General features: G+C 49.4%; 26 protein-coding genes. 10 read left to right on the plus strand and 16 right to left on the minus strand.

The genetic code is table 11. The annotated features are described in order from the left end of the window. Nucleotides 1-7 precede the first annotated feature (7 nt). The 10 genes from G4D79_RS34125 to G4D79_RS34170 all read left to right on the plus strand — a co-directional run bounded on the left by G4D79_RS34125 (nt 8) and on the right by G4D79_RS34170 (nt 12,024). The gene (locus G4D79_RS34125) at nt 8-2,569 is read left to right on the plus strand and encodes a phage tail tape measure protein (protein ID WP_000840207.1); all 2,562 of its coding nucleotides are present in this window, start codon (nt 8-10) and stop codon (nt 2,567-2,569) included. After that, entirely contained in the window at nt 2,566-2,895 is a 330-nt protein-coding gene (locus G4D79_RS34130) for a phage tail protein (protein WP_000847379.1), read from the plus strand. Before G4D79_RS34125 ends, G4D79_RS34130 begins: the two co-directional genes overlap by 4 nt. Continuing rightward, nucleotides 2,895-3,593, plus strand: a complete 699-nt coding sequence (locus tag G4D79_RS34135) for a phage minor tail protein L (protein ID WP_001152639.1) — start codon at nt 2,895-2,897, stop codon at nt 3,591-3,593. The genes G4D79_RS34130 and G4D79_RS34135 overlap by 1 nt, the downstream gene beginning before the upstream one ends. 5 nt (nt 3,594-3,598) lie before the next feature. Further along, nucleotides 3,599-4,342 carry a C40 family peptidase gene (locus tag G4D79_RS34140; protein ID WP_000194780.1) on the plus strand — a complete coding sequence of 248 codons (744 nt, stop codon included), beginning with the start codon at nt 3,599-3,601 and terminating at the stop codon, nt 4,340-4,342. Beyond that, nucleotides 4,339-4,911 carry a tail assembly protein gene (locus G4D79_RS34145; RefSeq protein WP_001407644.1) on the plus strand — a complete coding sequence of 191 codons (573 nt, stop codon included), beginning with the start codon at nt 4,339-4,341 and terminating at the stop codon, nt 4,909-4,911. The genes G4D79_RS34140 and G4D79_RS34145 overlap by 4 nt, the downstream gene beginning before the upstream one ends. 60 nt (nt 4,912-4,971) lie before the next feature. Beyond that, nucleotides 4,972-8,370: a host specificity protein J gene (locus G4D79_RS34150; protein ID WP_000515495.1), complete on the plus strand. Its 3,399-nt coding sequence runs from the start codon at nt 4,972-4,974 to the stop codon at nt 8,368-8,370. Between the two features lie 61 nt (nt 8,371-8,431). Further along, a complete protein-coding gene (lom, locus tag G4D79_RS34155; protein WP_001246632.1) occupies nt 8,432-9,052 on the plus strand; it encodes an outer membrane beta-barrel protein Lom in 621 nt (206 codons plus the stop codon). Nucleotides 9,053-9,116: 64 nt separating this feature from the next. Further along, the gene (locus G4D79_RS34160) at nt 9,117-10,322 is read left to right on the plus strand and encodes a prophage tail fiber N-terminal domain-containing protein (RefSeq protein ID WP_015979255.1); all 1,206 of its coding nucleotides are present in this window, start codon (nt 9,117-9,119) and stop codon (nt 10,320-10,322) included. Between the two features lie 173 nt (nt 10,323-10,495). Then, entirely contained in the window at nt 10,496-11,440 is a 945-nt protein-coding gene (locus G4D79_RS34165; RefSeq protein WP_015979257.1) for a phage tail protein, read from the plus strand. Then, nucleotides 11,440-12,024 carry a tail fiber assembly protein gene (locus tag G4D79_RS34170; RefSeq protein ID WP_015979258.1) on the plus strand — a complete coding sequence of 195 codons (585 nt, stop codon included), beginning with the start codon at nt 11,440-11,442 and terminating at the stop codon, nt 12,022-12,024. Before G4D79_RS34165 ends, G4D79_RS34170 begins: the two co-directional genes overlap by 1 nt. Before the next feature lie 128 nt (nt 12,025-12,152). On the opposite strand, the gene G4D79_RS34175 is transcribed toward G4D79_RS34170, so the two are convergent. The 16 genes from G4D79_RS34175 to G4D79_RS34245 all read right to left on the minus strand — a co-directional run bounded on the left by G4D79_RS34175 (nt 12,153) and on the right by G4D79_RS34245 (nt 23,371). After that, the gene (locus G4D79_RS34175; RefSeq protein ID WP_000162952.1) at nt 12,153-13,385 is read right to left on the minus strand and encodes a hypothetical protein; all 1,233 of its coding nucleotides are present in this window, start codon (nt 13,383-13,385) and stop codon (nt 12,153-12,155) included. Nucleotides 13,386-13,975: 590 nt separating this feature from the next. Beyond that, nucleotides 13,976-14,866 (minus strand): HNH endonuclease, encoded by an 891-nt coding sequence (locus G4D79_RS34180; protein ID WP_000735931.1) that lies wholly within the window; start codon nt 14,864-14,866, stop codon nt 13,976-13,978. Beyond that, nucleotides 14,863-16,440: an AAA family ATPase gene (locus G4D79_RS34185; protein ID WP_015979259.1), complete on the minus strand. Its 1,578-nt coding sequence runs from the start codon at nt 16,438-16,440 to the stop codon at nt 14,863-14,865. The genes G4D79_RS34180 and G4D79_RS34185 overlap by 4 nt, the downstream gene beginning before the upstream one ends. 838 nt (nt 16,441-17,278) lie before the next feature. Then, nucleotides 17,279-18,349: a tyrosine-type recombinase/integrase gene (locus G4D79_RS34190; RefSeq protein ID WP_000533640.1), complete on the minus strand. Its 1,071-nt coding sequence runs from the start codon at nt 18,347-18,349 to the stop codon at nt 17,279-17,281. Then, nucleotides 18,327-18,545 carry an excisionase gene (locus G4D79_RS34195; protein WP_002414258.1) on the minus strand — a complete coding sequence of 73 codons (219 nt, stop codon included), beginning with the start codon at nt 18,543-18,545 and terminating at the stop codon, nt 18,327-18,329. The genes G4D79_RS34190 and G4D79_RS34195 overlap by 23 nt, the downstream gene beginning before the upstream one ends. Before the next feature lie 295 nt (nt 18,546-18,840). Next, nucleotides 18,841-19,122, minus strand: coding sequence for a hypothetical protein (locus G4D79_RS35510; RefSeq protein ID WP_000026224.1), 282 nt, complete (start codon nt 19,120-19,122; stop codon nt 18,841-18,843). Between the two features lie 191 nt (nt 19,123-19,313). Next, nucleotides 19,314-19,862 (minus strand): ead/Ea22-like family protein, encoded by a 549-nt coding sequence (locus G4D79_RS34200; protein ID WP_001289873.1) that lies wholly within the window; start codon nt 19,860-19,862, stop codon nt 19,314-19,316. After that, on the minus strand, nt 19,859-20,080 hold the full coding sequence (locus G4D79_RS34205) for a TraR/DksA family transcriptional regulator (RefSeq protein WP_000763367.1): 222 nt from the start codon (nt 20,078-20,080) through the stop codon (nt 19,859-19,861). Before G4D79_RS34205 ends, G4D79_RS34200 begins: the two co-directional genes overlap by 4 nt. Before the next feature lie 391 nt (nt 20,081-20,471). Beyond that, the gene (locus tag G4D79_RS34210) at nt 20,472-20,663 is read right to left on the minus strand and encodes a DUF1382 family protein (protein ID WP_015979260.1); all 192 of its coding nucleotides are present in this window, start codon (nt 20,661-20,663) and stop codon (nt 20,472-20,474) included. Further along, nucleotides 20,636-20,824, minus strand: a complete 189-nt coding sequence (locus G4D79_RS34215) for a DUF1317 domain-containing protein (RefSeq protein ID WP_001251812.1) — start codon at nt 20,822-20,824, stop codon at nt 20,636-20,638. The genes G4D79_RS34210 and G4D79_RS34215 overlap by 28 nt, the downstream gene beginning before the upstream one ends. Beyond that, a complete protein-coding gene (locus G4D79_RS34220; protein ID WP_000186853.1) occupies nt 20,815-21,495 on the minus strand; it encodes a lambda exonuclease family protein in 681 nt (226 codons plus the stop codon). The genes G4D79_RS34215 and G4D79_RS34220 overlap by 10 nt, the downstream gene beginning before the upstream one ends. Next, nucleotides 21,492-22,277, minus strand: a complete 786-nt coding sequence (gene bet, locus G4D79_RS34225; protein ID WP_000100844.1) for a phage recombination protein Bet — start codon at nt 22,275-22,277, stop codon at nt 21,492-21,494. Before bet ends, G4D79_RS34220 begins: the two co-directional genes overlap by 4 nt. A 5-nt stretch (nt 22,278-22,282) precedes the next feature. Then, a complete protein-coding gene (locus G4D79_RS34230; RefSeq protein ID WP_000995451.1) occupies nt 22,283-22,579 on the minus strand; it encodes a host-nuclease inhibitor Gam family protein in 297 nt (98 codons plus the stop codon). 74 nt (nt 22,580-22,653) lie between these two features. Next, the gene (gene kil, locus G4D79_RS34235; RefSeq protein WP_000372937.1) at nt 22,654-22,797 is read right to left on the minus strand and encodes a host cell division inhibitory peptide Kil; all 144 of its coding nucleotides are present in this window, start codon (nt 22,795-22,797) and stop codon (nt 22,654-22,656) included. Beyond that, nucleotides 22,766-22,930, minus strand: a complete 165-nt coding sequence (locus G4D79_RS34240) for a protease FtsH-inhibitory lysogeny factor CIII (RefSeq protein WP_001198861.1) — start codon at nt 22,928-22,930, stop codon at nt 22,766-22,768. The genes kil and G4D79_RS34240 overlap by 32 nt, the downstream gene beginning before the upstream one ends. A gap of 72 nt (nt 22,931-23,002) precedes the next feature. Further along, the gene (locus G4D79_RS34245; protein ID WP_000065374.1) at nt 23,003-23,371 is read right to left on the minus strand and encodes a DUF2528 family protein; all 369 of its coding nucleotides are present in this window, start codon (nt 23,369-23,371) and stop codon (nt 23,003-23,005) included. Nucleotides 23,372-23,523: the final 152 nt, after the last annotated feature.

The following is a 23,523-nucleotide window of genomic DNA, read 5'->3' on the forward strand; positions in this document are numbered from 1 at the left end:
GTCCGGTATGGCTGAACCGGTAGGCGATCTGGTCGTTGATTTGAGTCTGGATGCGGCCAGATTTGACGAGCAGATGGCCAGAGTCAGGCGTCATTTTTCTGGTACGGAAAGTGATGCGAAAAAAACAGCGGCAGTCGTTGAACAGTCGCTGAGCCGACAGGCGCTGGCTGCACAGAAAGCGGGGATTTCCGTCGGGCAGTATAAAGCCGCCATGCGTATGCTGCCTGCACAGTTCACCGACGTGGCCACGCAGCTTGCAGGCGGGCAAAGTCCGTGGCTGATCCTGCTGCAACAGGGGGGGCAGGTGAAGGACTCCTTCGGCGGGATGATCCCCATGTTCAGGGGGCTTGCCGGTGCGATCACCCTGCCGATGGTGGGGGCCACCTCGCTGGCGGTGGCGACCGGTGCGCTGGCGTATGCCTGGTATCAGGGCAACTCAACCCTGTCCGATTTCAACAAAACGCTGGTCCTTTCCGGCAATCAGGCGGGACTGACGGCAGATCGTATGCTGGTCCTGTCCAGAGCCGGGCAGGCGGCAGGGCTGACGTTTAACCAGACCAGCGAGTCACTCAGCGCACTGGTTAAGGCGGGGGTAAGCGGTGAGGCTCAGATTGCGTCCATCAGCCAGAGTGTGGCGCGTTTCTCCTCTGCATCCGGCGTGGAGGTGGACAAGGTCGCTGAAGCCTTCGGGAAGCTGACCACAGACCCGACGTCGGGGCTGACGGCGATGGCTCGCCAGTTCCATAACGTGTCGGCGGAGCAGATTGCGTATGTTGCTCAGTTGCAGCGTTCCGGCGATGAAGCCGGGGCATTGCAGGCGGCGAACGAGGCCGCAACGAAAGGGTTTGATGACCAGACCCGCCGCCTGAAAGAGAACATGGGCACGCTGGAGACCTGGGCAGACAGGACTGCGCGGGCATTCAAATCCATGTGGGATGCGGTGCTGGATATTGGTCGTCCTGATACCGCGCAGGAGATGCTGATTAAGGCAGAGGCTGCGTATAAGAAAGCAGACGACATCTGGAATCTGCGCAAGGATGATTATTTTGTTAACGATGAAGCGCGGGCGCGTTACTGGGATGATCGTGAAAAGGCCCGTCTTGCGCTTGAAGCCGCCCGAAAGAAGGCTGAGCAGCAGACTCAACAGGACAAAAATGCGCAGCAGCAGAGCGATACCGAAGCGTCACGGCTGAAATATACCGAAGAGGCGCAGAAGGCTTACGAACGGCTGCAGACGCCGCTGGAGAAATATACCGCCCGTCAGGAAGAACTGAACAAGGCACTGAAAGACGGGAAAATCCTGCAGGCGGATTACAACACGCTGATGGCGGCGGCGAAAAAGGATTATGAAGCGACGCTGAAAAAGCCGAAACAGTCCAGCGTGAAGGTGTCTGCGGGCGATCGTCAGGAAGACAGTGCTCATGCTGCCCTGCTGACGCTTCAGGCAGAACTCCGGACGCTGGAGAAGCATGCCGGAGCAAATGAGAAAATCAGCCAGCAGCGCCGGGATTTGTGGAAGGCGGAGAGTCAGTTCGCGGTACTGGAGGAGGCGGCGCAACGTCGCCAGCTGTCTGCACAGGAGAAATCCCTGCTGGCGCATAAAGATGAGACGCTGGAGTACAAACGCCAGCTGGCTGCACTTGGCGACAAGGTTACGTATCAGGAGCGCCTGAACGCGCTGGCGCAGCAGGCGGATAAATTCGCACAGCAGCAACGGGCAAAACGGGCCGCCATTGATGCGAAAAGCCGGGGGCTGACTGACCGGCAGGCAGAACGGGAAGCCACGGAACAGCGCCTGAAGGAACAGTATGGCGATAATCCGCTGGCGCTGAATAACGTCATGTCAGAGCAGAAAAAGACCTGGGCGGCTGAAGACCAGCTTCGCGGGAACTGGATGGCAGGCCTGAAGTCCGGCTGGAGTGAGTGGGAAGAGAGCGCCACGGACAGTATGTCGCAGGTAAAAAGTGCAGCCACGCAGACCTTTGATGGTATTGCACAGAATATGGCGGCGATGCTGACCGGCAGTGAGCAGAACTGGCGCAGCTTCACCCGTTCCGTGCTGTCCATGATGACAGAAATTCTGCTTAAGCAGGCAATGGTGGGGATTGTCGGGAGTATCGGCAGCGCCATTGGCGGGGCTGTTGGTGGCGGCGCATCCGCGTCAGGCGGTACAGCCATTCAGGCCGCTGCGGCGAAATTCCATTTTGCAACCGGAGGATTTACGGGAACCGGCGGCAAATATGAGCCAGCGGGGATTGTTCACCGTGGTGAGTTTGTCTTCACGAAGGAGGCAACCAGCCGGATTGGCGTGGGGAATCTTTACCGGCTGATGCGCGGCTATGCCACCGGCGGTTATGTCGGTACACCGGGCAGCATGGCAGACAGCCGGTCGCAGGCGTCCGGGACGTTTGAGCAGAATAACCATGTGGTGATTAACAACGACGGCACGAACGGGCAGATAGGTCCGGCTGCTCTGAAGGCGGTGTATGACATGGCCCGCAAGGGTGCCCGTGATGAAATTCAGACACAGATGCGTGATGGTGGCCTGTTCTCCGGAGGTGGACGATGAAGACCTTCCGCTGGAAAGTGAAACCCGGTATGGATGTGGCTTCGGTCCCTTCTGTAAGAAAGGTGCGCTTTGGTGATGGCTATTCTCAGCGAGCGCCTGCCGGGCTGAATGCCAACCTGAAAACGTACAGCGTGACGCTTTCTGTCCCCCGTGAGGAGGCCACGGTACTGGAGTCGTTTCTGGAAGAGCACGGGGGCTGGAAATCCTTTCTGTGGACGCCGCCTTATGAGTGGCGGCAGATAAAGGTGACCTGCGCAAAATGGTCGTCGCGGGTCAGTATGCTGCGTGTTGAGTTCAGCGCAGAGTTTGAACAGGTGGTGAACTGATGCAGGATATCCGGCAGGAAACACTGAATGAATGCACCCGTGCGGAGCAGTCGGCCAGCGTGGTGCTCTGGGAAATCGACCTGACAGAGGTCGGTGGAGAACGTTATTTTTTCTGTAATGAGCAGAACGAAAAAGGTGAGCCGGTCACCTGGCAGGGGCGACAGTATCAGCCGTATCCCATTCAGGGGAGCGGTTTTGAACTGAATGGCAAAGGCACCAGTACGCGCCCCACGCTGACGGTTTCTAACCTGTACGGTATGGTCACCGGGATGGCGGAAGATATGCAGAGTCTGGTCGGCGGAACGGTGGTCCGGCGTAAGGTTTACGCCCGTTTTCTGGATGCGGTGAACTTCGTCAACGGAAACAGTTACGCCGATCCGGAGCAGGAGGTGATCAGCCGCTGGCGCATTGAGCAGTGCAGCGAACTGAGCGCGGTGAGTGCCTCCTTTGTACTGTCCACGCCGACGGAAACGGATGGCGCTGTTTTTCCGGGACGTATCATGCTGGCCAACACCTGCACCTGGACCTATCGCGGTGACGAGTGCGGTTATAGCGGTCCGGCTGTCGCGGATGAATATGACCAGCCAACGTCCGATATCACGAAGGATAAATGCAGCAAATGCCTGAGCGGTTGTAAGTTCCGCAATAACGTCGGCAACTTTGGCGGCTTCCTTTCCATTAACAAACTTTCGCAGTAAATCCCATGACACAGACAGAATCAGCGATTCTGGCGCACGCCCGGCGATGTGCGCCAGCGGAGTCGTGCGGCTTCGTGGTAAGCACGCCGGAGGGGGAAAGATATTTCCCCTGCGTGAATATCTCCGGTGAGCCGGAGGCGTATTTCCGTATGTCGCCGGAAGACTGGCTGCAGGCAGAAATGCAGGGTGAGATTGTGGCGCTGGTCCACAGCCACCCCGGTGGTCTGCCCTGGCTGAGTGAGGCCGACCGGCGGCTGCAGGTGCAGAGTGATTTGCCGTGGTGGCTGGTCTGCCGGGGGACGATTCATAAGTTCCGCTGTGTGCCGCATCTCACCGGGCGGCGCTTTGAGCACGGTGTGACGGACTGTTACACACTGTTCCGGGATGCTTATCATCTGGCGGGGATTGAGATGCCGGACTTTCATCGTGAGGATGACTGGTGGCGTAACGGCCAGAATCTCTATCTGGATAATCTGGAGGCGACGGGGCTGTATCAGGTGCCGTTGTCAGCGGCACAGCCGGGCGATGTGCTGCTGTGCTGTTTTGGTTCATCAGTGCCGAATCACGCCGCAATTTACTGCGGCGACGGCGAGCTGCTGCACCATATTCCTGAACAACTGAGCAAACGAGAGAGGTACACCGACAAATGGCAGCGACGCACACACTCCCTCTGGCGTCACCGGGCATGGCGCGCATCTGCCTTTACGGGGATTTACAACGATTTGGTCGCCGCATCGACCTTCGTGTGAAAACGGGGGCTGAAGCCATCCGGGCACTGGCCACACAGCTCCCGGCGTTTCGTCAGAAACTGAGCGACGGCTGGTATCAGGTACGGATTGCCGGGCGGGACGTCAGCACGTCCGGGTTAACGGCGCAGTTACATGAGACTCTGCCTGATGGCGCTGTAATTCATATTGTTCCCAGAGTCGCCGGGGCCAAGTCAGGTGGCGTATTCCAGATTGTCCTGGGGGCTGCCGCCATTGCCGGATCATTCTTTACCGCCGGAGCCACCCTTGCAGCATGGGGGGCAGCCATTGGGGCCGGTGGTATGACCGGCATCCTGTTTTCTCTCGGTGCCAGTATGGTGCTCGGTGGTGTGGCGCAGATGCTGGCACCGAAAGCCAGAACTCCCCGTATACAGACAACGGATAACGGTAAGCAGAACACCTATTTCTCCTCACTGGATAACATGGTTGCCCAGGGCAATGTTCTGCCTGTTCTGTACGGGGAAATGCGCGTGGGGTCACGCGTGGTTTCTCAGGAGATCAGCACGGCAGACGAAGGGGACGGTGGTCAGGTTGTGGTGATTGGTCGCTGATGCAAAATGTTTTATGTGAAACCGCCTGCGGGCGGTTTTGTCATTTATGGAGCGTGAGGAATGGGTAAAGGAAGCAGTAAGGGGCATACCCCGCGCGAAGCGAAGGACAACCTGAAGTCCACGCAGTTGCTGAGTGTGATCGATGCCATCAGCGAAGGGCCGATTGAAGGTCCGGTGGATGGCTTAAAAAGCGTGCTGCTGAACAGTACGCCGGTGCTGGACACTGAGGGGAATACCAACATATCCGGTGTCACGGTGGTGTTCCGGGCTGGTGAGCAGGAGCAGACTCCGCCGGAGGGATTTGAATCCTCCGGCTCCGAGACGGTGCTGGGTACGGAAGTGAAATATGACACGCCGATCACCCGCACCATTACGTCTGCAAACATCGACCGTCTGCGCTTTACCTTCGGTGTACAGGCACTGGTGGAAACCACCTCAAAGGGTGACAGGAATCCGTCGGAAGTCCGCCTGCTGGTTCAGATACAACGTAACGGTGGCTGGGTGACGGAAAAAGACATCACCATTAAGGGCAAAACCACCTCGCAGTATCTGGCCTCGGTGGTGATGGGTAACCTGCCGCCGCGCCCGTTTAATATCCGGATGCGCAGGATGACGCCGGACAGCACCACAGACCAGCTGCAGAACAAAACGCTCTGGTCGTCATACACTGAAATCATCGATGTGAAACAGTGCTACCCGAACACGGCACTGGTCGGCGTGCAGGTGGACTCGGAGCAGTTCGGCAGCCAGCAGGTGAGCCGTAATTATCATCTGCGCGGGCGTATTCTGCAGGTGCCGTCGAACTATAACCCGCAGACGCGGCAATACAGCGGTATCTGGGACGGAACGTTTAAACCGGCATACAGCAACAACATGGCCTGGTGTCTGTGGGATATGCTGACCCATCCGCGCTACGGCATGGGGAAACGTCTTGGTGCGGCGGATGTGGATAAATGGGCGCTGTATGTCATCGGCCAGTACTGCGACCAGTCAGTGCCGGACGGCTTTGGCGGCACGGAGCCGCGCATCACCTGTAATGCGTACCTGACCACACAGCGTAAGGCGTGGGATGTGCTCAGCGATTTCTGCTCGGCGATGCGCTGTATGCCGGTATGGAACGGGCAGACGCTGACGTTCGTGCAGGACCGACCGTCGGATAAGACGTGGACCTATAACCGCAGTAATGTGGTGATGCCGGATGATGGCGCGCCGTTCCGCTACAGCTTCAGCGCCCTGAAGGACCGCCATAATGCCGTTGAGGTGAACTGGATTGACCCGAACAACGGCTGGGAGACGGCGACAGAGCTTGTTGAAGATACGCAGGCCATTGCCCGTTACGGTCGTAATGTTACGAAGATGGATGCCTTTGGCTGTACCAGCCGGGGGCAGGCACACCGCGCCGGGCTGTGGCTGATTAAAACAGAACTGCTGGAAACGCAGACCGTGGATTTCAGCGTCGGCGCAGAAGGGCTTCGCCATGTACCGGGCGATGTTATTGAAATCTGCGATGATGACTATGCCGGTATCAGCACCGGTGGTCGTGTGCTGGCGGTGAACAGCCAGACCCGGACGCTGACGCTCGACCGTGAAATCACGCTGCCATCCTCCGGTACCGCGCTGATAAGCCTGGTTGACGGAAGTGGCAATCCGGTCAGCGTGGAGGTTCAGTCCGTCACCGACGGCGTGAAGGTAAAAGTGAGCCGTGTTCCTGACGGTGTTGCTGAATACAGCGTATGGGAGCTGAAGCTGCCGACGCTGCGCCAGCGACTGTTCCGCTGCGTGAGTATCCGTGAGAACGACGACGGCACGTATGCCATCACCGCCGTGCAGCATGTGCCGGAAAAAGAGGCCATCGTGGATAACGGGGCGCACTTTGACGGCGAACAGAGTGGCACGGTGAATGGTGTCACGCCGCCAGCGGTGCAGCACCTGACCGCAGAAGTCACTGCAGACAGCGGGGAATATCAGGTGCTGGCGCGATGGGACACACCGAAGGTGGTGAAGGGCGTGAGTTTCCTGCTCCGTCTGACCGTAACAGCGGACGACGGCAGTGAGCGGCTGGTCAGCACGGCCCGGACGACGGAAACCACATACCGCTTCACGCAACTGGCGCTGGGGAACTACAGGCTGACAGTCCGGGCGGTAAATGCGTGGGGGCAGCAGGGCGATCCGGCGTCGGTATCGTTCCGGATTGCCGCACCGGCAGCACCGTCGAGGATTGAGCTGACGCCGGGCTATTTTCAGATAACCGCCACGCCGCATCTTGCCGTTTATGACCCGACGGTACAGTTTGAGTTCTGGTTCTCGGAAAAGCAGATTGCGGATATCAGACAGGTTGAAACCAGCACGCGTTATCTTGGTACGGCGCTGTACTGGATAGCCGCCAGTATCAATATCAAACCGGGCCATGATTATTACTTTTATATCCGCAGTGTGAACACCGTTGGCAAATCGGCATTCGTGGAGGCCGTCGGTCGGGCGAGCGATGATGCGGAAGGTTACCTGGATTTTTTCAAAGGCAAGATAACCGAATCCCATCTCGGCAAGGAGCTGCTGGAAAAAGTCGAGCTGACGGAGGATAACGCCAGCAGACTGGAGGAGTTTTCGAAAGAGTGGAAGGATGCCAGTGATAAGTGGAATGCCATGTGGGCTGTCAAAATTGAGCAGACCAAAGACGGCAAACATTATGTCGCGGGTATTGGCCTCAGCATGGAGGACACGGAGGAAGGCAAACTGAGCCAGTTTCTGGTTGCCGCCAATCGTATCGCATTTATTGACCCGGCAAACGGGAATGAAACGCCGATGTTTGTGGCGCAGGGCAACCAGATATTCATGAACGACGTGTTCCTGAAGCGCCTGACGGCCCCCACCATTACCAGCGGCGGCAATCCTCCGGCCTTTTCCCTGACACCGGACGGAAAGCTGACCGCTAAAAATGCGGATATCAGTGGCAGTGTGAATGCGAACTCCGGGACGCTCAGTAATGTGACGATAGCTGAAAACTGTACGATAAACGGTACGCTGAGGGCGGAAAAAATCGTCGGGGACATTGTAAAGGCGGCGAGCGCGGCTTTTCCGCGCCAGCGTGAAAGCAGTGTGGACTGGCCGTCAGGTACCCGTACTGTCACCGTGACCGATGACCATCCTTTTGATCGCCAGATAGTGGTGCTTCCGCTGACGTTTCGCGGAAGTAAGCGTACTGTCAGCGGCAGGACAACGTATTCGATGTGTTATCTGAAAGTACTGATGAACGGTGCGGTGATTTATGATGGCGCGGCGAACGAGGCGGTACAGGTGTTCTCCCGTATTGTTGACATGCCAGCGGGTCGGGGAAACGTGATCCTGACGTTCACGCTTACGTCCACACGGCATTCGGCAGATATTCCGCCGTATACGTTTGCCAGCGATGTGCAGGTTATGGTGATTAAGAAACAGGCGCTGGGCATCAGCGTGGTCTGAGTGTGTTACAGAGGTTCGTCCGGGAACGGGCGTTTTATTATAAAACAGTGAGAGGTGAACGATGCGTAATGTGTGTATTGCCGTTGCTGTCTTTGCCGCACTTGCGGTGACAGTCACTCCGGCCCGTGCGGAAGGTGGACATGGTACGTTTACGGTGGGCTATTTTCAAGTGAAACCGGGTACATTGCCGTCGTTGTCGGGCGGGGATACCGGTGTGAGTCATCTGAAAGGGATTAACGTGAAGTACCGTTATGAGCTGACGGACAGTGTGGGGGTGATGGCTTCCCTGGGGTTCGCCGCGTCGAAAAAGAGCAGCACAGTGATGACCGGGGAGGATACGTTTCACTATGAGAGCCTGCGTGGACGTTATGTGAGCGTGATGGCCGGACCGGTTTTACAAATCAGTAAGCAGGTCAGTGCGTACGCCATGGCCGGAGTGGCTCACAGTCGGTGGTCCGGCAGTACAATGGATTACCGTAAGACGGAAATCACTCCCGGGTATATGAAAGAGACGACCACTGCCAGGGACGAAAGTGCAATGCGGCATACCTCAGTGGCGTGGAGTGCAGGTATACAGATTAATCCGGCAGCGTCCGTCGTTGTTGATATTGCTTATGAAGGCTCCGGCAGTGGCGACTGGCGTACTGACGGATTCATCGTTGGGGTCGGTTATAAATTCTGATTAGCCAGGTAACACAGTGTTATGACAGCCCGCCGGAACCGGTGGGCTTTTTTGTGGGGTGAATATGGCAGTAAAGATTTCAGGAGTCCTGAAAGACGGCACAGGAAAACCGGTACAGAACTGCACCATTCAGCTGAAAGCCAGACGTAACAGCACCACGGTGGTGGTGAACACGGTGGGCTCAGAGAATCCGGATGAAGCCGGGCGTTACAGCATGGATGTGGAGTACGGTCAGTACAGTGTCATCCTGCAGGTTGACGGTTTTCCACCATCGCACGCCGGGACCATCACCGTGTATGAAGATTCACAACCGGGGACGCTGAATGATTTTCTCTGTGCCATGACGGAGGATGATGCCCGGCCGGAGGTGCTGCGTCGTCTTGAACTGATGGTGGAAGAGGTGGCGCGTAACGCGTCCGTGGTGGCACAGAGTACGGCAGACGCGAAGAAATCAGCCGGCGATGCCAGTGCATCAGCTGCTCAGGTCGCGGCCCTTGTGACTGATGCAACTGACTCAGCACGCGCCGCCAGCACGTCCGCCGGACAGGCTGCATCGTCAGCTCAGGAAGCGTCCTCCGGCGCAGAAGCGGCATCAGCAAAGGCCACTGAAGCGGAAAAAAGTGCCGCAGCCGCAGAGTCCTCAAAAAACGCGGCGGCCACCAGTGCCGGTGCGGCGAAAACGTCAGAAACGAATGCTGCAGCGTCACAACAATCAGCCGCCACGTCTGCCTCCACCGCGGCCACGAAAGCGTCAGAGGCCGCCACTTCAGCACGAGATGCGGTGGCCTCAAAAGAGGCAGCAAAATCATCAGAAACGAACGCATCATCAAGTGCCGGTCGTGCAGCTTCCTCGGCAACGGCGGCAGAAAATTCTGCCAGGGCGGCAAAAACGTCCGAGACGAATGCCAGGTCATCTGAAACAGCAGCGGAACGGAGCGCCTCTGCCGCGGCAGACGCAAAAACAGCGGCGGCGGGGAGTGCGTCAACGGCATCCACGAAGGCGACAGAGGCTGCGGGAAGTGCGGTATCAGCATCGCAGAGCAAAAGTGCGGCAGAAGCGGCGGCAATACGTGCAAAAAATTCGGCAAAACGTGCAGAAGATATAGCTTCAGCTGTCGCGCTTGAGGATGCGGACACAACGAGAAAGGGGATAGTGCAGCTCAGCAGTGCAACCAACAGCACGTCTGAAACGCTTGCTGCAACGCCAAAGGCGGTTAAGGTGGTAATGGATGAAACGAACAGAAAAGCCCACTGGACAGTCCGGCACTGACCGGAACGCCAACAGCACCAACCGCGCTCAGGGGAACAAACAATACCCAGATTGCGAACACCGCTTTTGTACTGGCCGCGATTGCAGATGTTATCGACGCGTCACCTGACGCACTGAATACGCTGAATGAACTGGCCGCAGCGCTCGGGAATGATCCAGATTTTGCTACCACCATGACTAACGCGCTTGCGGGTAAACAACCGAAGAATGCGACACTGACGGCGCTGGCAGGGCTTTCCACGGCGAAAAATAAATTACCGTATTTTGCGGAAAATGATGCCGCCAGCCTGACTGAACTGACTCAGGTTGGCAGGGATATTCTGGCAAAAAATTCCGTTGCAGATGTTCTTGAATACCTTGGGGCCGGTGAGAATTCGGCCTTTCCGGCAGGTGCGCCGATCCCGTGGCCATCAGATATCGTTCCGTCTGGCTACGTCCTGATGCAGGGGCAGGCGTTTGACAAATCAGCCTACCCAAAACTTGCTGTCGCGTATCCATCGGGTGTGCTTCCTGATATGCGAGGCTGGACAATCAAGGGGAAACCCGCCAGCGGTCGTGCTGTATTGTCTCAGGAACAGGATGGAATTAAGTCGCACACCCACAGTGCCAGTGCATCCGGTACGGATTTGGGGACGAAAACCACATCGTCGTTTGATTACGGGACGAAAACAACAGGCAGTTTCGATTACGGCACCAAATCGACGAATAACACGGGGGCTCATGCTCACAGTCTGAGCGGTTCAACAGGGGCCGCGGGTGCTCATGCCCACACAAGTGGTTTAAGGATGAACAGTTCTGGCTGGAGTCAGTATGGAACAGCAACCATTACAGGAAGTTTATCCACAGTTAAAGGAACCAGCACACAGGGTATTGCTTATTTATCGAAAACGGACAGTCAGGGCAGCCACAGTCACTCATTGTCCGGTACAGCCGTGAGTGCCGGTGCACATGCGCATACAGTTGGTATTGGTGCGCACCAGCATCCGGTTGTTATCGGTGCTCATGCCCATTCTTTCAGTATTGGTTCACACGGACACACCATCACCGTTAACGCTGCGGGTAACGCGGAAAACACCGTCAAAAACATTGCATTTAACTATATTGTGAGGCTTGCATAATGGCATTCAGAATGAGTGAACAACCACGGACCATAAAAATTTATAATCTGCTGGCCGGAACTAATGAATTTATTGGTGAAGGTGACGCATATATTCCGCCTCATACCGGTCTGCCTGCAAACAGTACCGATATTGCACCGCCAGATATTCCGGCTGGCTTTGTGGCTGTTTTCAACAGTGATGAGGCATCGTGGCATCTCGTTGAAGACCATCGGGGTAAAACCGTCTATGACGTGGCTTCCGGCGACGCGTTATTTATTTCTGAACTCGGTCCGTTACCGGAAAATTTTACCTGGTTATCGCCGGGAGGGGAATATCAGAAGTGGAACGGCACAGCCTGGGTGAAGGATACGGAAGCAGAAAAACTGTTCCGGATCCGGGAGGCGGAAGAAACAAAAAAAAGCCTGATGCAGGTAGCCAGTGAGCATATTGCGCCGCTTCAGGATGCTGCAGATCTGGAAATTGCAACGAAGGAAGAAACCTCGTTGCTGGAAGCCTGGAAGAAGTATCGGGTGTTGCTGAACCGTGTTGATACATCAACTGCACCTGATATTGAGTGGCCTGCTGTCCCTGTTATGGAGTAATCGTTTTGTGATATGCCGCAGAAACGTTGTATGAAATAACGTTCTGCGGTTAGTTAGTATATTGTAAAGCTGAGTATTGGTTTATTTGGCGATTATTATCTTCAGGAGAATAATGGAAGTTCTATGACTCAATTGTTCATAGTGTTTACATCACCGCCAATTGCTTTTAAGACTGAACGCATGAAATATGGTTTTTCGTCATGTTTTGAGTCTGCTGTTGATATTTCTAAAGTCGGTTTTTTTTCTTCGTTTTCTCTAACTATTTTCCATGAAATACATTTTTGATTATTATTTGAATCAATTCCAATTACCTGAAGTCTTTCATCTATAATTGGCATTGTATGTATTGGTTTATTGGAGTAGATGCTTGCTTTTCTGAGCCATAGCTCTGATATCCAAATGAAGCCATAGGCATTTGTTATTTTGGCTCTGTCAGCTGCATAACGCCAAAAAATATATTTATCTGCTTGATCTTCAAATGTTGTATTGATTAAATCAATTGGATGGAATTGTTTATCATAAAAAATTAATGTTTGAATGTGATAACCGTCCTTTAAAAAAGTCGTTTCTGCAAGCTTGGCTGTATAGTCAACTAACTCTTCTGTCGAAGTGATATTTTTAGGCTTATCTACCAGTTTTAGACGCTCTTTAATATCTTCAGGAATTATTTTATTGTCATATTGTATCATGCTAAATGACAATTTGCTTATGGAGTAATCTTTTAATTTTAAATAAGTTATTCTCCTGGCTTCATCAAATAAAGAGTCGAATGATGTTGGCGAAATCACATCGTCACCCATTGGATTGTTTATTTGTATGCCAAGAGAGTTACAGCAGTTATACATTCTGCCATAGATTATAGCTAAGGCATGTAATAATTCGTAATCTTTTAGCGTATTAGCGACCCATCGTCTTTCTGATTTAATAATAGATGATTCAGTTAAATATGAAGGTAATTTCTTTTGTGCAAGTCTGACTAACTTTTTTATACCAATGTTTAACATACTTTCATTTGTAATAAACTCAATGTCATTTTCTTCAATGTAAGATGAAATAAGAGTAGCCTTTGCCTCGCTATACATTTCTAAATCGCCTTGTTTTTCTATCGTATTGCGAGAATTTTTAGCCCAAGCCATTAATGGATCATTTTTCCATTTTTCAATAACATTATTGTTATACCAAATGTCATATCCTATAATCTGGTTTTTGTTTTTTTGAATAATAAATGTTACTGTTCTTGCGGTTTGGAGGAATTGATTCAAATTCAAGCGAAATAATTCAGGGTCAAAATATGTATCAATGCAGCATTTGAGCAAGTGCGATAAATCTTTAAGTCTTCTTTCCCATGGTTTTTTAGTCATAAAACTCTCCATTTTGATAGGTTGCATGCTAGATGCTGATATATTTTAGAGGTGATAAAATTAACTGCTTAACTGTCAATGTAATACAAGTTGTTTGATCTTTGCAATGATTCTTATCAGAAACCATATAGTAAATTAGTTACACAGGAAATTTTTAATATTATTATTATCATTCATTATGTATTAAAATTAGAGTTGTGGCTTGGCTCTGCTAACACGTTGCTCATAGGAGATATGGTAGAGCCGCAGACACGTCGTATGCAGGAACGTGCTGCGGCTGGCTGGTGAACTTCCGATAGTGCGGGTGTTGAATGATTTCCAGTTGCTACCGATTTTACATATTTTTTGCATGAGAGAATTTGTACCACCTCCCACCGACCATCTATGACTGTACGCCACTGTCCCTAGGACTGCTATGTGCCGGAGCGGACATTACAAACGTCCTTCTCGGTGCATGCCACTGTTGCCAATGACCTGCCTAGGAATTGGTTAGCAAGTTACTACCGGATTTTGTAAAAACAGCCCTCCTCATATAAAAAGTATTCGTTCACTTCCGATAAGCGTCGTAATTTTCTATCTTTCATCATATTCTAGATCCCTCTGAAAAAATCTTCCGAGTTTGCTAGGCACTGATACATAACTCTTTTCCAATAATTGGGGAAGTCATTCAAATCTATAATAGGTTTCAGATTTGCTTCAATAAATTCTGACTGTAGCTGCTGAAACGTTGCGGTTGAACTATATTTCCTTATAACTTTTACGAAAGAGTTTCTTTGAGTAATCACTTCACTCAAGTGCTTCCCTGCCTCCAAACGATACCTGTTAGCAATATTTAATAGCTTGAAATGATGAAGAGCTCTGTGTTTGTCTTCCTGCCTCCAGTTCGCCGGGCATTCAACATAAAAACTGATAGCACCCGGAGTTCCGGAAACGAAATTTGCATATACCCATTGCTCACGAAAAAAAATGTCCTTGTCGATATAGGGATGAATCGCTTGGTGTACCTCATCTACTGCGAAAACTTGACCTTTCTCTCCCATATTGCAGTCGCGGCACGATGGAACTAAATTAATAGGCATCACCGAAAATTCAGGATAATGTGCAATAGGAAGAAAATGATCTATATTTTTTGTCTGTCCTATATCACCACAAAATGGACATTTTTCACCTGATGAAACAAGCATGTCATCGTAATATGTTCTAGCGGGTTTGTTTTTATCTCGGAGATTATTTTCATAAAGCTTTTCTAATTTAACCTTTGTCAGGTTACCAACTACTAAGGTTGTAGGCTCAAGAGGGTGTGTCCTGTCGTAGGTAAATAACTGACCTGTCGAGCTTAATATTCTATATTGTTGTTCTTTCTGCAAAAAAGTGGGGAAGTGAGTAATGAAATTATTTCTAACATTTATCTGCATCATACCTTCCGAGCATTTATTAAGCATTTCGCTATAAGTTCTCGCTGGAAGAGGTAGTTTTTTCATTGTACTTTACCTTCATCTCTGTTCATTATCATCGCTTTTAAAACGGTTCGACCTTCTAATCCTATCTGACCATTATAATTTTTTAGAATGGTTTCATAAGAAAGCTCTGAATCAACGGACTGCGATAATAAGTGGTGGTATCCAGAATTTGTCACTTCAAGTAAAAACACCTCACGAGTTAAAACACCTAAGTTCTCACCGAATGTCTCAATATCCGGACGGATAATATTTATTGCTTCTCTTGACCGTAGGACTTTCCACATGCAGGATTTTGGAACCTCTTGCAGTACTACTGGGGAATGAGTTGCAATTATTGCTACACCATTGCGTGCATCGAGTAAGTCGCTTAATGTTCGTAAAAAAGCAGAGAGCAAAGGTGGATGCAGATGAACCTCTGGTTCATCGAATAAAACTAATGACTTTTCGCCAACGACATCTACTAATCTTGTGATAGTAAATAAAACAATTGCATGTCCAGAGCTCATTCGAAGCAGATATTTCTGGATATTGTCATAAAACAATTTAGTGAATTTATCATCGTCCACTTGAATCTGTGGTTCATTACGTCTTAACTCTTCATATTTAGAAATGAGGCTGATGAGTTCCATATTTGAAAAGTTTTCATCACTACTTAGTTTTTTGATAGCTTCAAGCCAGAGTTGTCTTTTTCTATCTACTCTCATACAACCAATAAATGCTGAAATGAATTCTAAGCGGAGATCGCCTAGTGATTTTAAACTATTGCTGGCAGCATTCTTGAGTCCAATATAAAAGTATTGTGTACCTTTTGCTGGGTCAGGTTGTTCTTTAGGAGGAGTAAAAGGATCAAATGCACTAAACGAAACTGAAACAAGCGATCGAAAATATCCCTTTGGGATTCTTGACTCGATAAGTCTATTATTTTCAGAGAAAAAATATTCATTGTTTTCTGGGTTGGTGATTGCACCAATCATTCCATTCAAAATTGTTGTTTTACCACACCCATTCCGCCCGATAAAAGCATGAATGTTCGTGCTGGGCATAGAATTAACCGTCACCTCAAAAGGTATAGTTAAATCACTGAATCCGGGAGCACTTTTTCTATTAAATGAAAAGTGGAAATCTGACAATTCTGGCAAACCATTTAACACACGTGCGAACTGTCCATGAATTTCTGAAAGAGTTACCCCTCTAAGTAATGAGGTGTTAAGGACGCTTTCATTTTCAATGTCGGCTAATCGATTTGGCCATACTACTAAATCCTGAATAGCTTTAAGAAGGTTATGTTTAAAACCATCGCTTAATTTGCTGAGATTAACATAGTAGTCAATGCTTTCACCTAAGGAAAAAAACATTTCAGGGAGTTGACTGAATTTTTTATCTATTAATGAATAAGTGCTTACTTCTTCTTTTTGACCTACAAAACCAATTTTAACATTTCCGATATCGCATTTTTCACCATGCTCATCAAAGACAGTAAGATAAAACATTGTAACAAAGGAATAGTCATTCCAACCATCTGCTCGTAGGAATGCCTTATTTTTTTCTACTGCAGGAATATACCCGCCTCTTTCAATAACACTAAACTCCAACATATAGTAACCCTTAATTTTATTAAAATAACCGCAATTTATTTGGCGGCAACACAGGATCTCTCTTTTAAGTTACTCTCTATTACATACGTTTTCCATCTAAAAATTAGTAGTATTGAACTTAACGGGGCATCGTATTGTAGTTTTCCATATTTAGCTTTCTGCTTCCTTTTGGATAACCCACTGTTATTCATGTTGCATGGTGCACTGTTTATACCAACGATATAGTCTATTAATGCATATATAGTATCGCCGAACGATTAGCTCTTCAGGCTTCTGAAGAAGCGTTTCAAGTACTAATAAGCCGATAGATAGCCACGGACTTCGTAGCCATTTTTCATAAGTGTTAACTTCCGCTCCTCGCTCATAACAGACATTCACTACAGTTATGGCGGAAAGGTATGCATGCTGGGTGTGGGGAAGTCGTGAAAGAAAAGAAGTCAGCTGCGTCGTTTGACATCACTGCTATCTTCTTACTGGTTATGCAGGTCGTAGTGGGTGGCACACAAAGCTTTGCACTGGATTGCGAGGCTTTGTGCTTCTCTGGAGTGCGACAGGTTTGATGACAAAAAATTAGCGCAAGAAGACAAAAATCACCTTGCGCTAATGCTCTGTTACAGGTCACTAATACCATCTAAGTAGTTGATTCATAGTGACTGCATATGTTGTGTTTTACAGTATTATGTAGTCTGTTTTTTATGCAAAATCTAATTTAATATATTGATATTTATATCATTTTACGTTTCTCGTTCAGCTTTTTTATACTAAGTTGGCATTATAAAAAAGCATTGCTTATCAATTTGTTGCAACGAACAGGTCACTATCAGTCAAAATAAAATCATTATTTGATTTCAATTTTGTCCCACTCCCTGCCTCTGTCATCACGATACTGTGATGCCATGGTGTCCGACTTATGCCCGAGAAGATGTTGAGCAAACTTATCGCTTATCTGCTTCTCATAGAGTCTTGCAGACAAACTGCGCAACTCGTGAAAGGTAGGCGGATCCCCTTCGAAGGAAAGACCTGATGCTTTTCGTGCGCGCATAAAATACCTTGATACTGTGCCGGATGAAAGCGGTTCGCGACGAGTAGATGCAATTATGGTTTCTCCGCCAAGAATCTCTTTGCATTTATCAAGTGTTTCCTTCATTGATATTCCGAGAGCATCAATATGCAATGCTGTTGGGATGGCAATTTTTACGCCTGTTTTGCTTTGCTCGACATAAAGATATCCATCTACGATATCAGACCACTTCATTTCGCATAAATCACCAACTCGTTGCCCGGTAACAACAGCCAGTTCCATTGCAAGTCTGAGCCAACATGGTGATGATTCTGCTGCTTGATAAATTTTCAGGTATTCGTCAGCCGTAAGTCTTGATCTCCTTACCTCTGATTTTGCTGCGCGAGTGGCAGCGACATGGTTTGTTGTTATATGGCCTTCAGCTATTGCCTCTCGGAATGCATCGCTCAGTGTTGATCTGATTAACTTGGCTGACGCCGCCTTGCCCTCGTCTATGTATCCATTGAGCATTGCCGCAATTTCTTTTGTGGTGATGTCTTCAAGTGGAGCATCAGGCAGACCCCTCCTTATTGCTTTAATTTTGCTCATGTAATTTATGAGTGTCTTCTGCTTGATTCCTCTGCTGGCCAGGATTTTTTCGTAGCGATCAAGCCATGAATGTAACGTAACGGAATTATCACTGTTGATTCTCGCTGTCAGAGGCTTGTGTTTGTGTCCTGAAAATAACTCAATGTTGGCCTGTATAGCTTCAGTGATTGCGATTCGCCTGTCTCTGCCTAATCCAAACTCTTTACCCGTCCTTGGGTCCCTGTAGCAGTAATATCCATTGTTTCTTATATAAAGGTTAGGGGGTAAATCCCGGCGCTCATGACTTCGCCTTCTTCCCATTTCTGATCCTCTTCAAAAGGCCACCTGTTACTGGTCGATTTAAGTCAACCTTTACCGCTGATTCGTGGAACAGATACTCTCTTCCATCCTTAACCGGAGGTGGGAATATCCTGCATTCCCGAACCCATCGACGAACTGTTTCAAGGCTTCTTGGACGTCGCTGGCGTGCGTTCCACTCCTGAAGTGTCAAGTACATCGCAAAGTCTCCGCAATTACACGCAAGAAAAAACCGCCATCAGGCGGCTTGGTGTTCTTTCAGTTCTTCAATTCGAATATTGGTTACGTCTGCATGTGCTATCTGCGCCCATATCATCCAGTGGTCGTAGCAGTCGTTGATGTTCTCCGCTTCGATAACTCTGTTGAATGGCTCTCCATTCCATTCTCCTGTGACTCGGAAGTGCATTTATCATCTCCATAAAACAAAACCCGCCGTAGCGAGTTCAGATAAAATAAATCCCCGCGAGTGCGAGGATTGTTATGTAATATTGGGTTTAATCATCTATATGTTTTGTACAGAGAGGGCAAGTATCGTTTCCACCGTACTCGTGATAATAATTTTGCACGGTATCAGTCATTTCTCGCACATTGCAGAATGGGGATTTGTCTTCATTAGACTTATAAACCTTCATGGAATATTTGTATGCCGACTCTATATCTATACCTTCATCTACATAAACACCTTCGTGATGTCTGCATGGAGACAAGACACCGGATCTGCACAACATTGATAACGCCCAATCTTTTTGCTCAGACTCTAACTCATTGATACTCATTTATAAACTCCTTGCAATGTATGTCGTTTCAGCTAAACGGTATCAGCAATGTTTATGTAAAGAAACAGTAAGATAATACTCAACCCGATGTTTGAGTACGGTCATCATCTGACACTACAGACTCTGGCATCGCTGTGAAGACGACGCGAAATTCAGCATTTTCACAAGCGTTATCTTTTACAAAACCGATCTCACTCTCCTTTGATGCGAATGCCAGCGTCAGACATCATATGCAGATACTCACCTGCATCCTGAACCCATTGACCTCCAACCCCGTAATAGCGATGCGTAATGATGTCGATAGTTACTAACGGGTCTTGTTCGATTAACTGCCGCAGAAACTCTTCCAGGTCACCAGTGCAGTGCTTGATAACAGGAGTCTTCCCAGGATGGCGAACAACAAGAAACTGGTTTCCGTCTTCACGGACTTCGTTGCTTTCCAGTTTAGCAATACGCTTACTCCCATCCGAGATAACACCTTCGTAATACTCACGCTGCTCGTTGAGTTTTGATTTTGCTGTTTCAAGCTCAACACGCAGTTTCCCTACTGTTAGCGCAATATCCTCGTTCTCCTGGTCGCGGCGTTTGATGTATTGCTGGTTTCTTTCCCGTTCATCCAGCAGTTCCAGCACAATCGATGGTGTTACCAATTCATGGAAAAGGTCTGCGTCAAATCCCCAGTCGTCATGCATTGCCTGCTCTGCCGCTTCACGCAGTGCCTGAGAGTTAATTTCGCTCACTTCGAACCTCTCTGTTTACTGATAAGTTCCAGATCCTCCTGGCAACTTGCACAAGTCCGACAACCCTGAACGACCAGGCGTCTTCGTTCATCTATCGGATCGCCACACTCACAACAATGAGTGGCAGATATAGCCTGGTGGTTCAGGCGGCGCATTTTTATTGCTGTGTTGCGCTGTAATTCTTCTATTTCTGATGCTGAATCAATGATGTCTGCCATCTTTCATTAATCCCTGAACTGTTGGTTAATACGCTTGAGGGTGAATGCGAATAATAAAAAAGGAGCCTGTAGCTCCCTGATGATTTTGCTTTTCATGTTCATCGTTCCTTAAAGACGCCGTTTAACATGCCGATTGCCAGGCTTAAATGAGTCGGTGTGAATCCCATCAGCGTTACCGTTTCGCGGTGCTTCTTCAGTACGCTACGGCAAATGTCATCGACGTTTTTATCCGGAAACTGCTGTCTGGCTTTTTTTGATTTCAGAATTAGCCTGACGGGCAATGCTGCGAAGGGCGTTTTCCTGCTGAGGTGTCATTGAACAAGTCCCATGTCGGCAAGCATAAGCACACAGAATATGAAGCCCGCTGCCAGAAAAATGCATTCCGTGGTTGTCATACCTGGTTTCTCTCATCTGCTTCTGCTTTCGCCACCATCATTTCCAGCTTTTGTGAAAGGGATGCGGCTAACGTATGAAATTCTTCGTCTGTTTCTACTGGTATTGGCACAAACCTGATTCCAATTTGAGCAAGGCTATGTGCCATCTCGATACTCGTTCTTAACTCAACAGAAGATGCTTTGTGCATACAGCCCCTCGTTTATTATTTATCTCCTCAGCCAGCCGCTGTGCTTTCAGTGGATTTCGGATAACAGAAAGGCCGGGAAATACCCAGCCTCGCTTTGTAACGGAGTAGACGAAAGTGATTGCGCCTACCCGGATATTATCGTGAGGATGCGTCATCGCCATTGCTCCCCAAATACAAAACCAATTTCAGCCAGTGCCTCGTCCATTTTTTCGATGAACTCCGGCACGATCTCGTCAAAACTCGCCATGTACTTTTCATCCCGCTCAATCACGACATAATGCAGGCCTTCACGCTTCATACGCGGGTCATAGTTGGCAAAGTACCAGGCATTTTTTCGCGTCACCCACATGCTGTACTGCACCTGGGCCATGTAAGCTGACTTTATGGCCTCGAAACCACCGAGCCGGAACTTCATGAAATCCCGGGAGGTAAACGGGCATTTCAGTTCAAGGCCGTTGCCGTCACTGCATAAACCATCGGGAGAGCAGGCGGTACGCATACTTTCGTCGCGATAGATGATCGGGGATTCAGTAACATTCACGCCGGAAGTGAATTCAAACAGGGTTCTGGCGTCGTTCTCGTACTGTTTTCCCCAGGCCAGTGCTTTAGCGTTAACTTCCGGAGCCACACCGGTGCAAACCTCAGCAAGCAGGGTGTGGAAGTAGGACATTTTCATGTCAGGCCACTTCTTTCCGGAGCGGGGTTTTGCTATCACGTTGTGAACTTCTGAAGCGGTGATGACGCCGAGCCGTAATTTGTGCCACGCATCATCCCCCTGTTCGACAGCTCTCACATCGATCCCGGTACGCTGCAGGATAATGTCCGGTGTCATGCTGCCACCTTCTGCTCTGCGGCTTTCTGTTTCAGGAATCCAAGAGCTTTTACTGCTTCGGCCTGTGTCAGTTCTGACGATGCACGAATGTCGCGGCGAAATATCTGGGAACAGAGCGGCAATAAGTCGTCATCCCATGTTTTATCCAGGGCGATCAGCAGAGTGTTAATCTCCTGCATGGTTTCATCGTTAACCGGAGTGATGTCGCGTTCCGGCTGACGTTCTGCAGTGTATGCAGTATTTTCGACAATGCGCTCGGCTTCATCCTTGTCATAGATACCAGCAAATCCGAAGGCCAGACGGGCACACTGAATCATGGCTTTATGACGTAACATCCGTTTGGGATGCGACTGCCACGGCCCCGTGATTTCTCTGCCTTCGCGAGTTTTGAATGGTTCGCGGCGGCATTCATCCATCCATTCGGTAACGCAGATCGGATGATTACGGTCCTTGCGGTAAATCCGGCATGTACAGGATTCATTGTCCTGCTCAAAGTCCATGCCATCAAACTGCTGGTTTTCATTGATGATGCGGGACCAGCCATCAACGCCCACCACCGGAACGATGCCATTCTGCTTATCAGGAAAGGCGTAAATTTCTTTCGTCCACGGATTAAGGCCGTACTGGTTGGCAACGATCAGTAATGCGATGAACTGCGCATCGCTGGCATCACCTTTAAATGCCGTCTGGCGAAGAGTGGTGATCAGTTCCTGTGGGTCGACAGAATCCATGCCGACACGTTCAGCCAGCTTCCCAGCCAGCGTTGCGAGTGCAGTACTCATTCGTTTTATACCTCTGAATCAATATCAACCTGGTGGTGAGCAATGGTTTCAACCATGTACCGGATGTGTTCTGCCATGCGCTCCTGAAACTCAACATCGTCATCAAACGCACGGGTAATGGATTTTTTGCTGGCCCCGTGGCGTTGCAAATGATCGATGCATAGCGATTCAAACAGGTGCTGGGGCAGGCCTTTTTCCATGTCGTCTGCCAGTTCTGCCTCTTTCTCTTCACGGGCGAGCTGCTGGTAGTGACGCGCCCAGCTCTGAGCCTCAAGACGATCCTGAATGTAATAAGCGTTCATGGCTGAACTCCTGAAATAGCTGTGAAAATATCGCCCGCGAAATGCCGGGCTGATTAGGAAAACAGGAAAGGGGGTTAGTGAATGCTTTTGCTTGATCTCAGTTTCAGTATTAATATCCATTTTTTATAAGCGTCGACGGCTTCACGAAACATCTTTTCATCGCCAATAAAAGTGGCGATAGTGAATTTAGTCTGGATAGCCATAAGTGTTTGATCCATTCTTTGGGACTCCTGGCTGATTAAGTATGTCGATAAGGCGTTTCCATCCGTCACGTAATTTACGGGTGATTCGTTCAAGTAAAGATTCGGAAGGGCAGCCAGCAACAGGCCACCCTGCAATGGCATATTGCATGGTGTGCTCCTTATTTATACATAACGAAAAACGCCTCGAGTGAAGCGTTATTGGTATGCGGTAAAACCGCACTCAGGCGGCCTTGATAGTCATATCATCTGAATCAAATATTCCTGATGTATCGATATCGGTAATTCTTATTCCTTCGCTACCATCCATTGGAGGCCATCCTTCCTGACCATTTCCATCATTCCAGTCGAACTCACACACAACACCATATGCATTTAAGTCGCTTGAAATTGCTATAAGCAGAGCATGTTGCGCCAGCATGATTAATACAGCATTTAATACAGAGCCGTGTTTATTGAGTCGGTATTCAGAGTCTGACCAGAAATTATTAATCTGGTGAAGTTTTTCCTCTGTCATTACGTCATGGTCGATTTCAATTTCTATTGATGCTTTCCAGTCGTAATCAATGATGTATTTTTTGATGTTTGACATCTGTTCATATCCTCACAGATAAAAAATCGCCCTCACACTGGAGGGCAAAGAAGATTTCCAATAATCAGAACAAGTCGGCTCCTGTTTAGTTACGAGCGACATTGCTCCGTGTATTCACTCGTTGGAATGAATACACAGTGCAGTGTTTATTC

Origin of the sequence: Rhodococcus sp. WY5, from assembly GCF_018588185.1 — a bacterium.
Taxonomy (GTDB): Bacteria; Actinomycetota; Actinomycetes; order Mycobacteriales; family Mycobacteriaceae; genus Rhodococcus_F; species Rhodococcus_F qingshengii.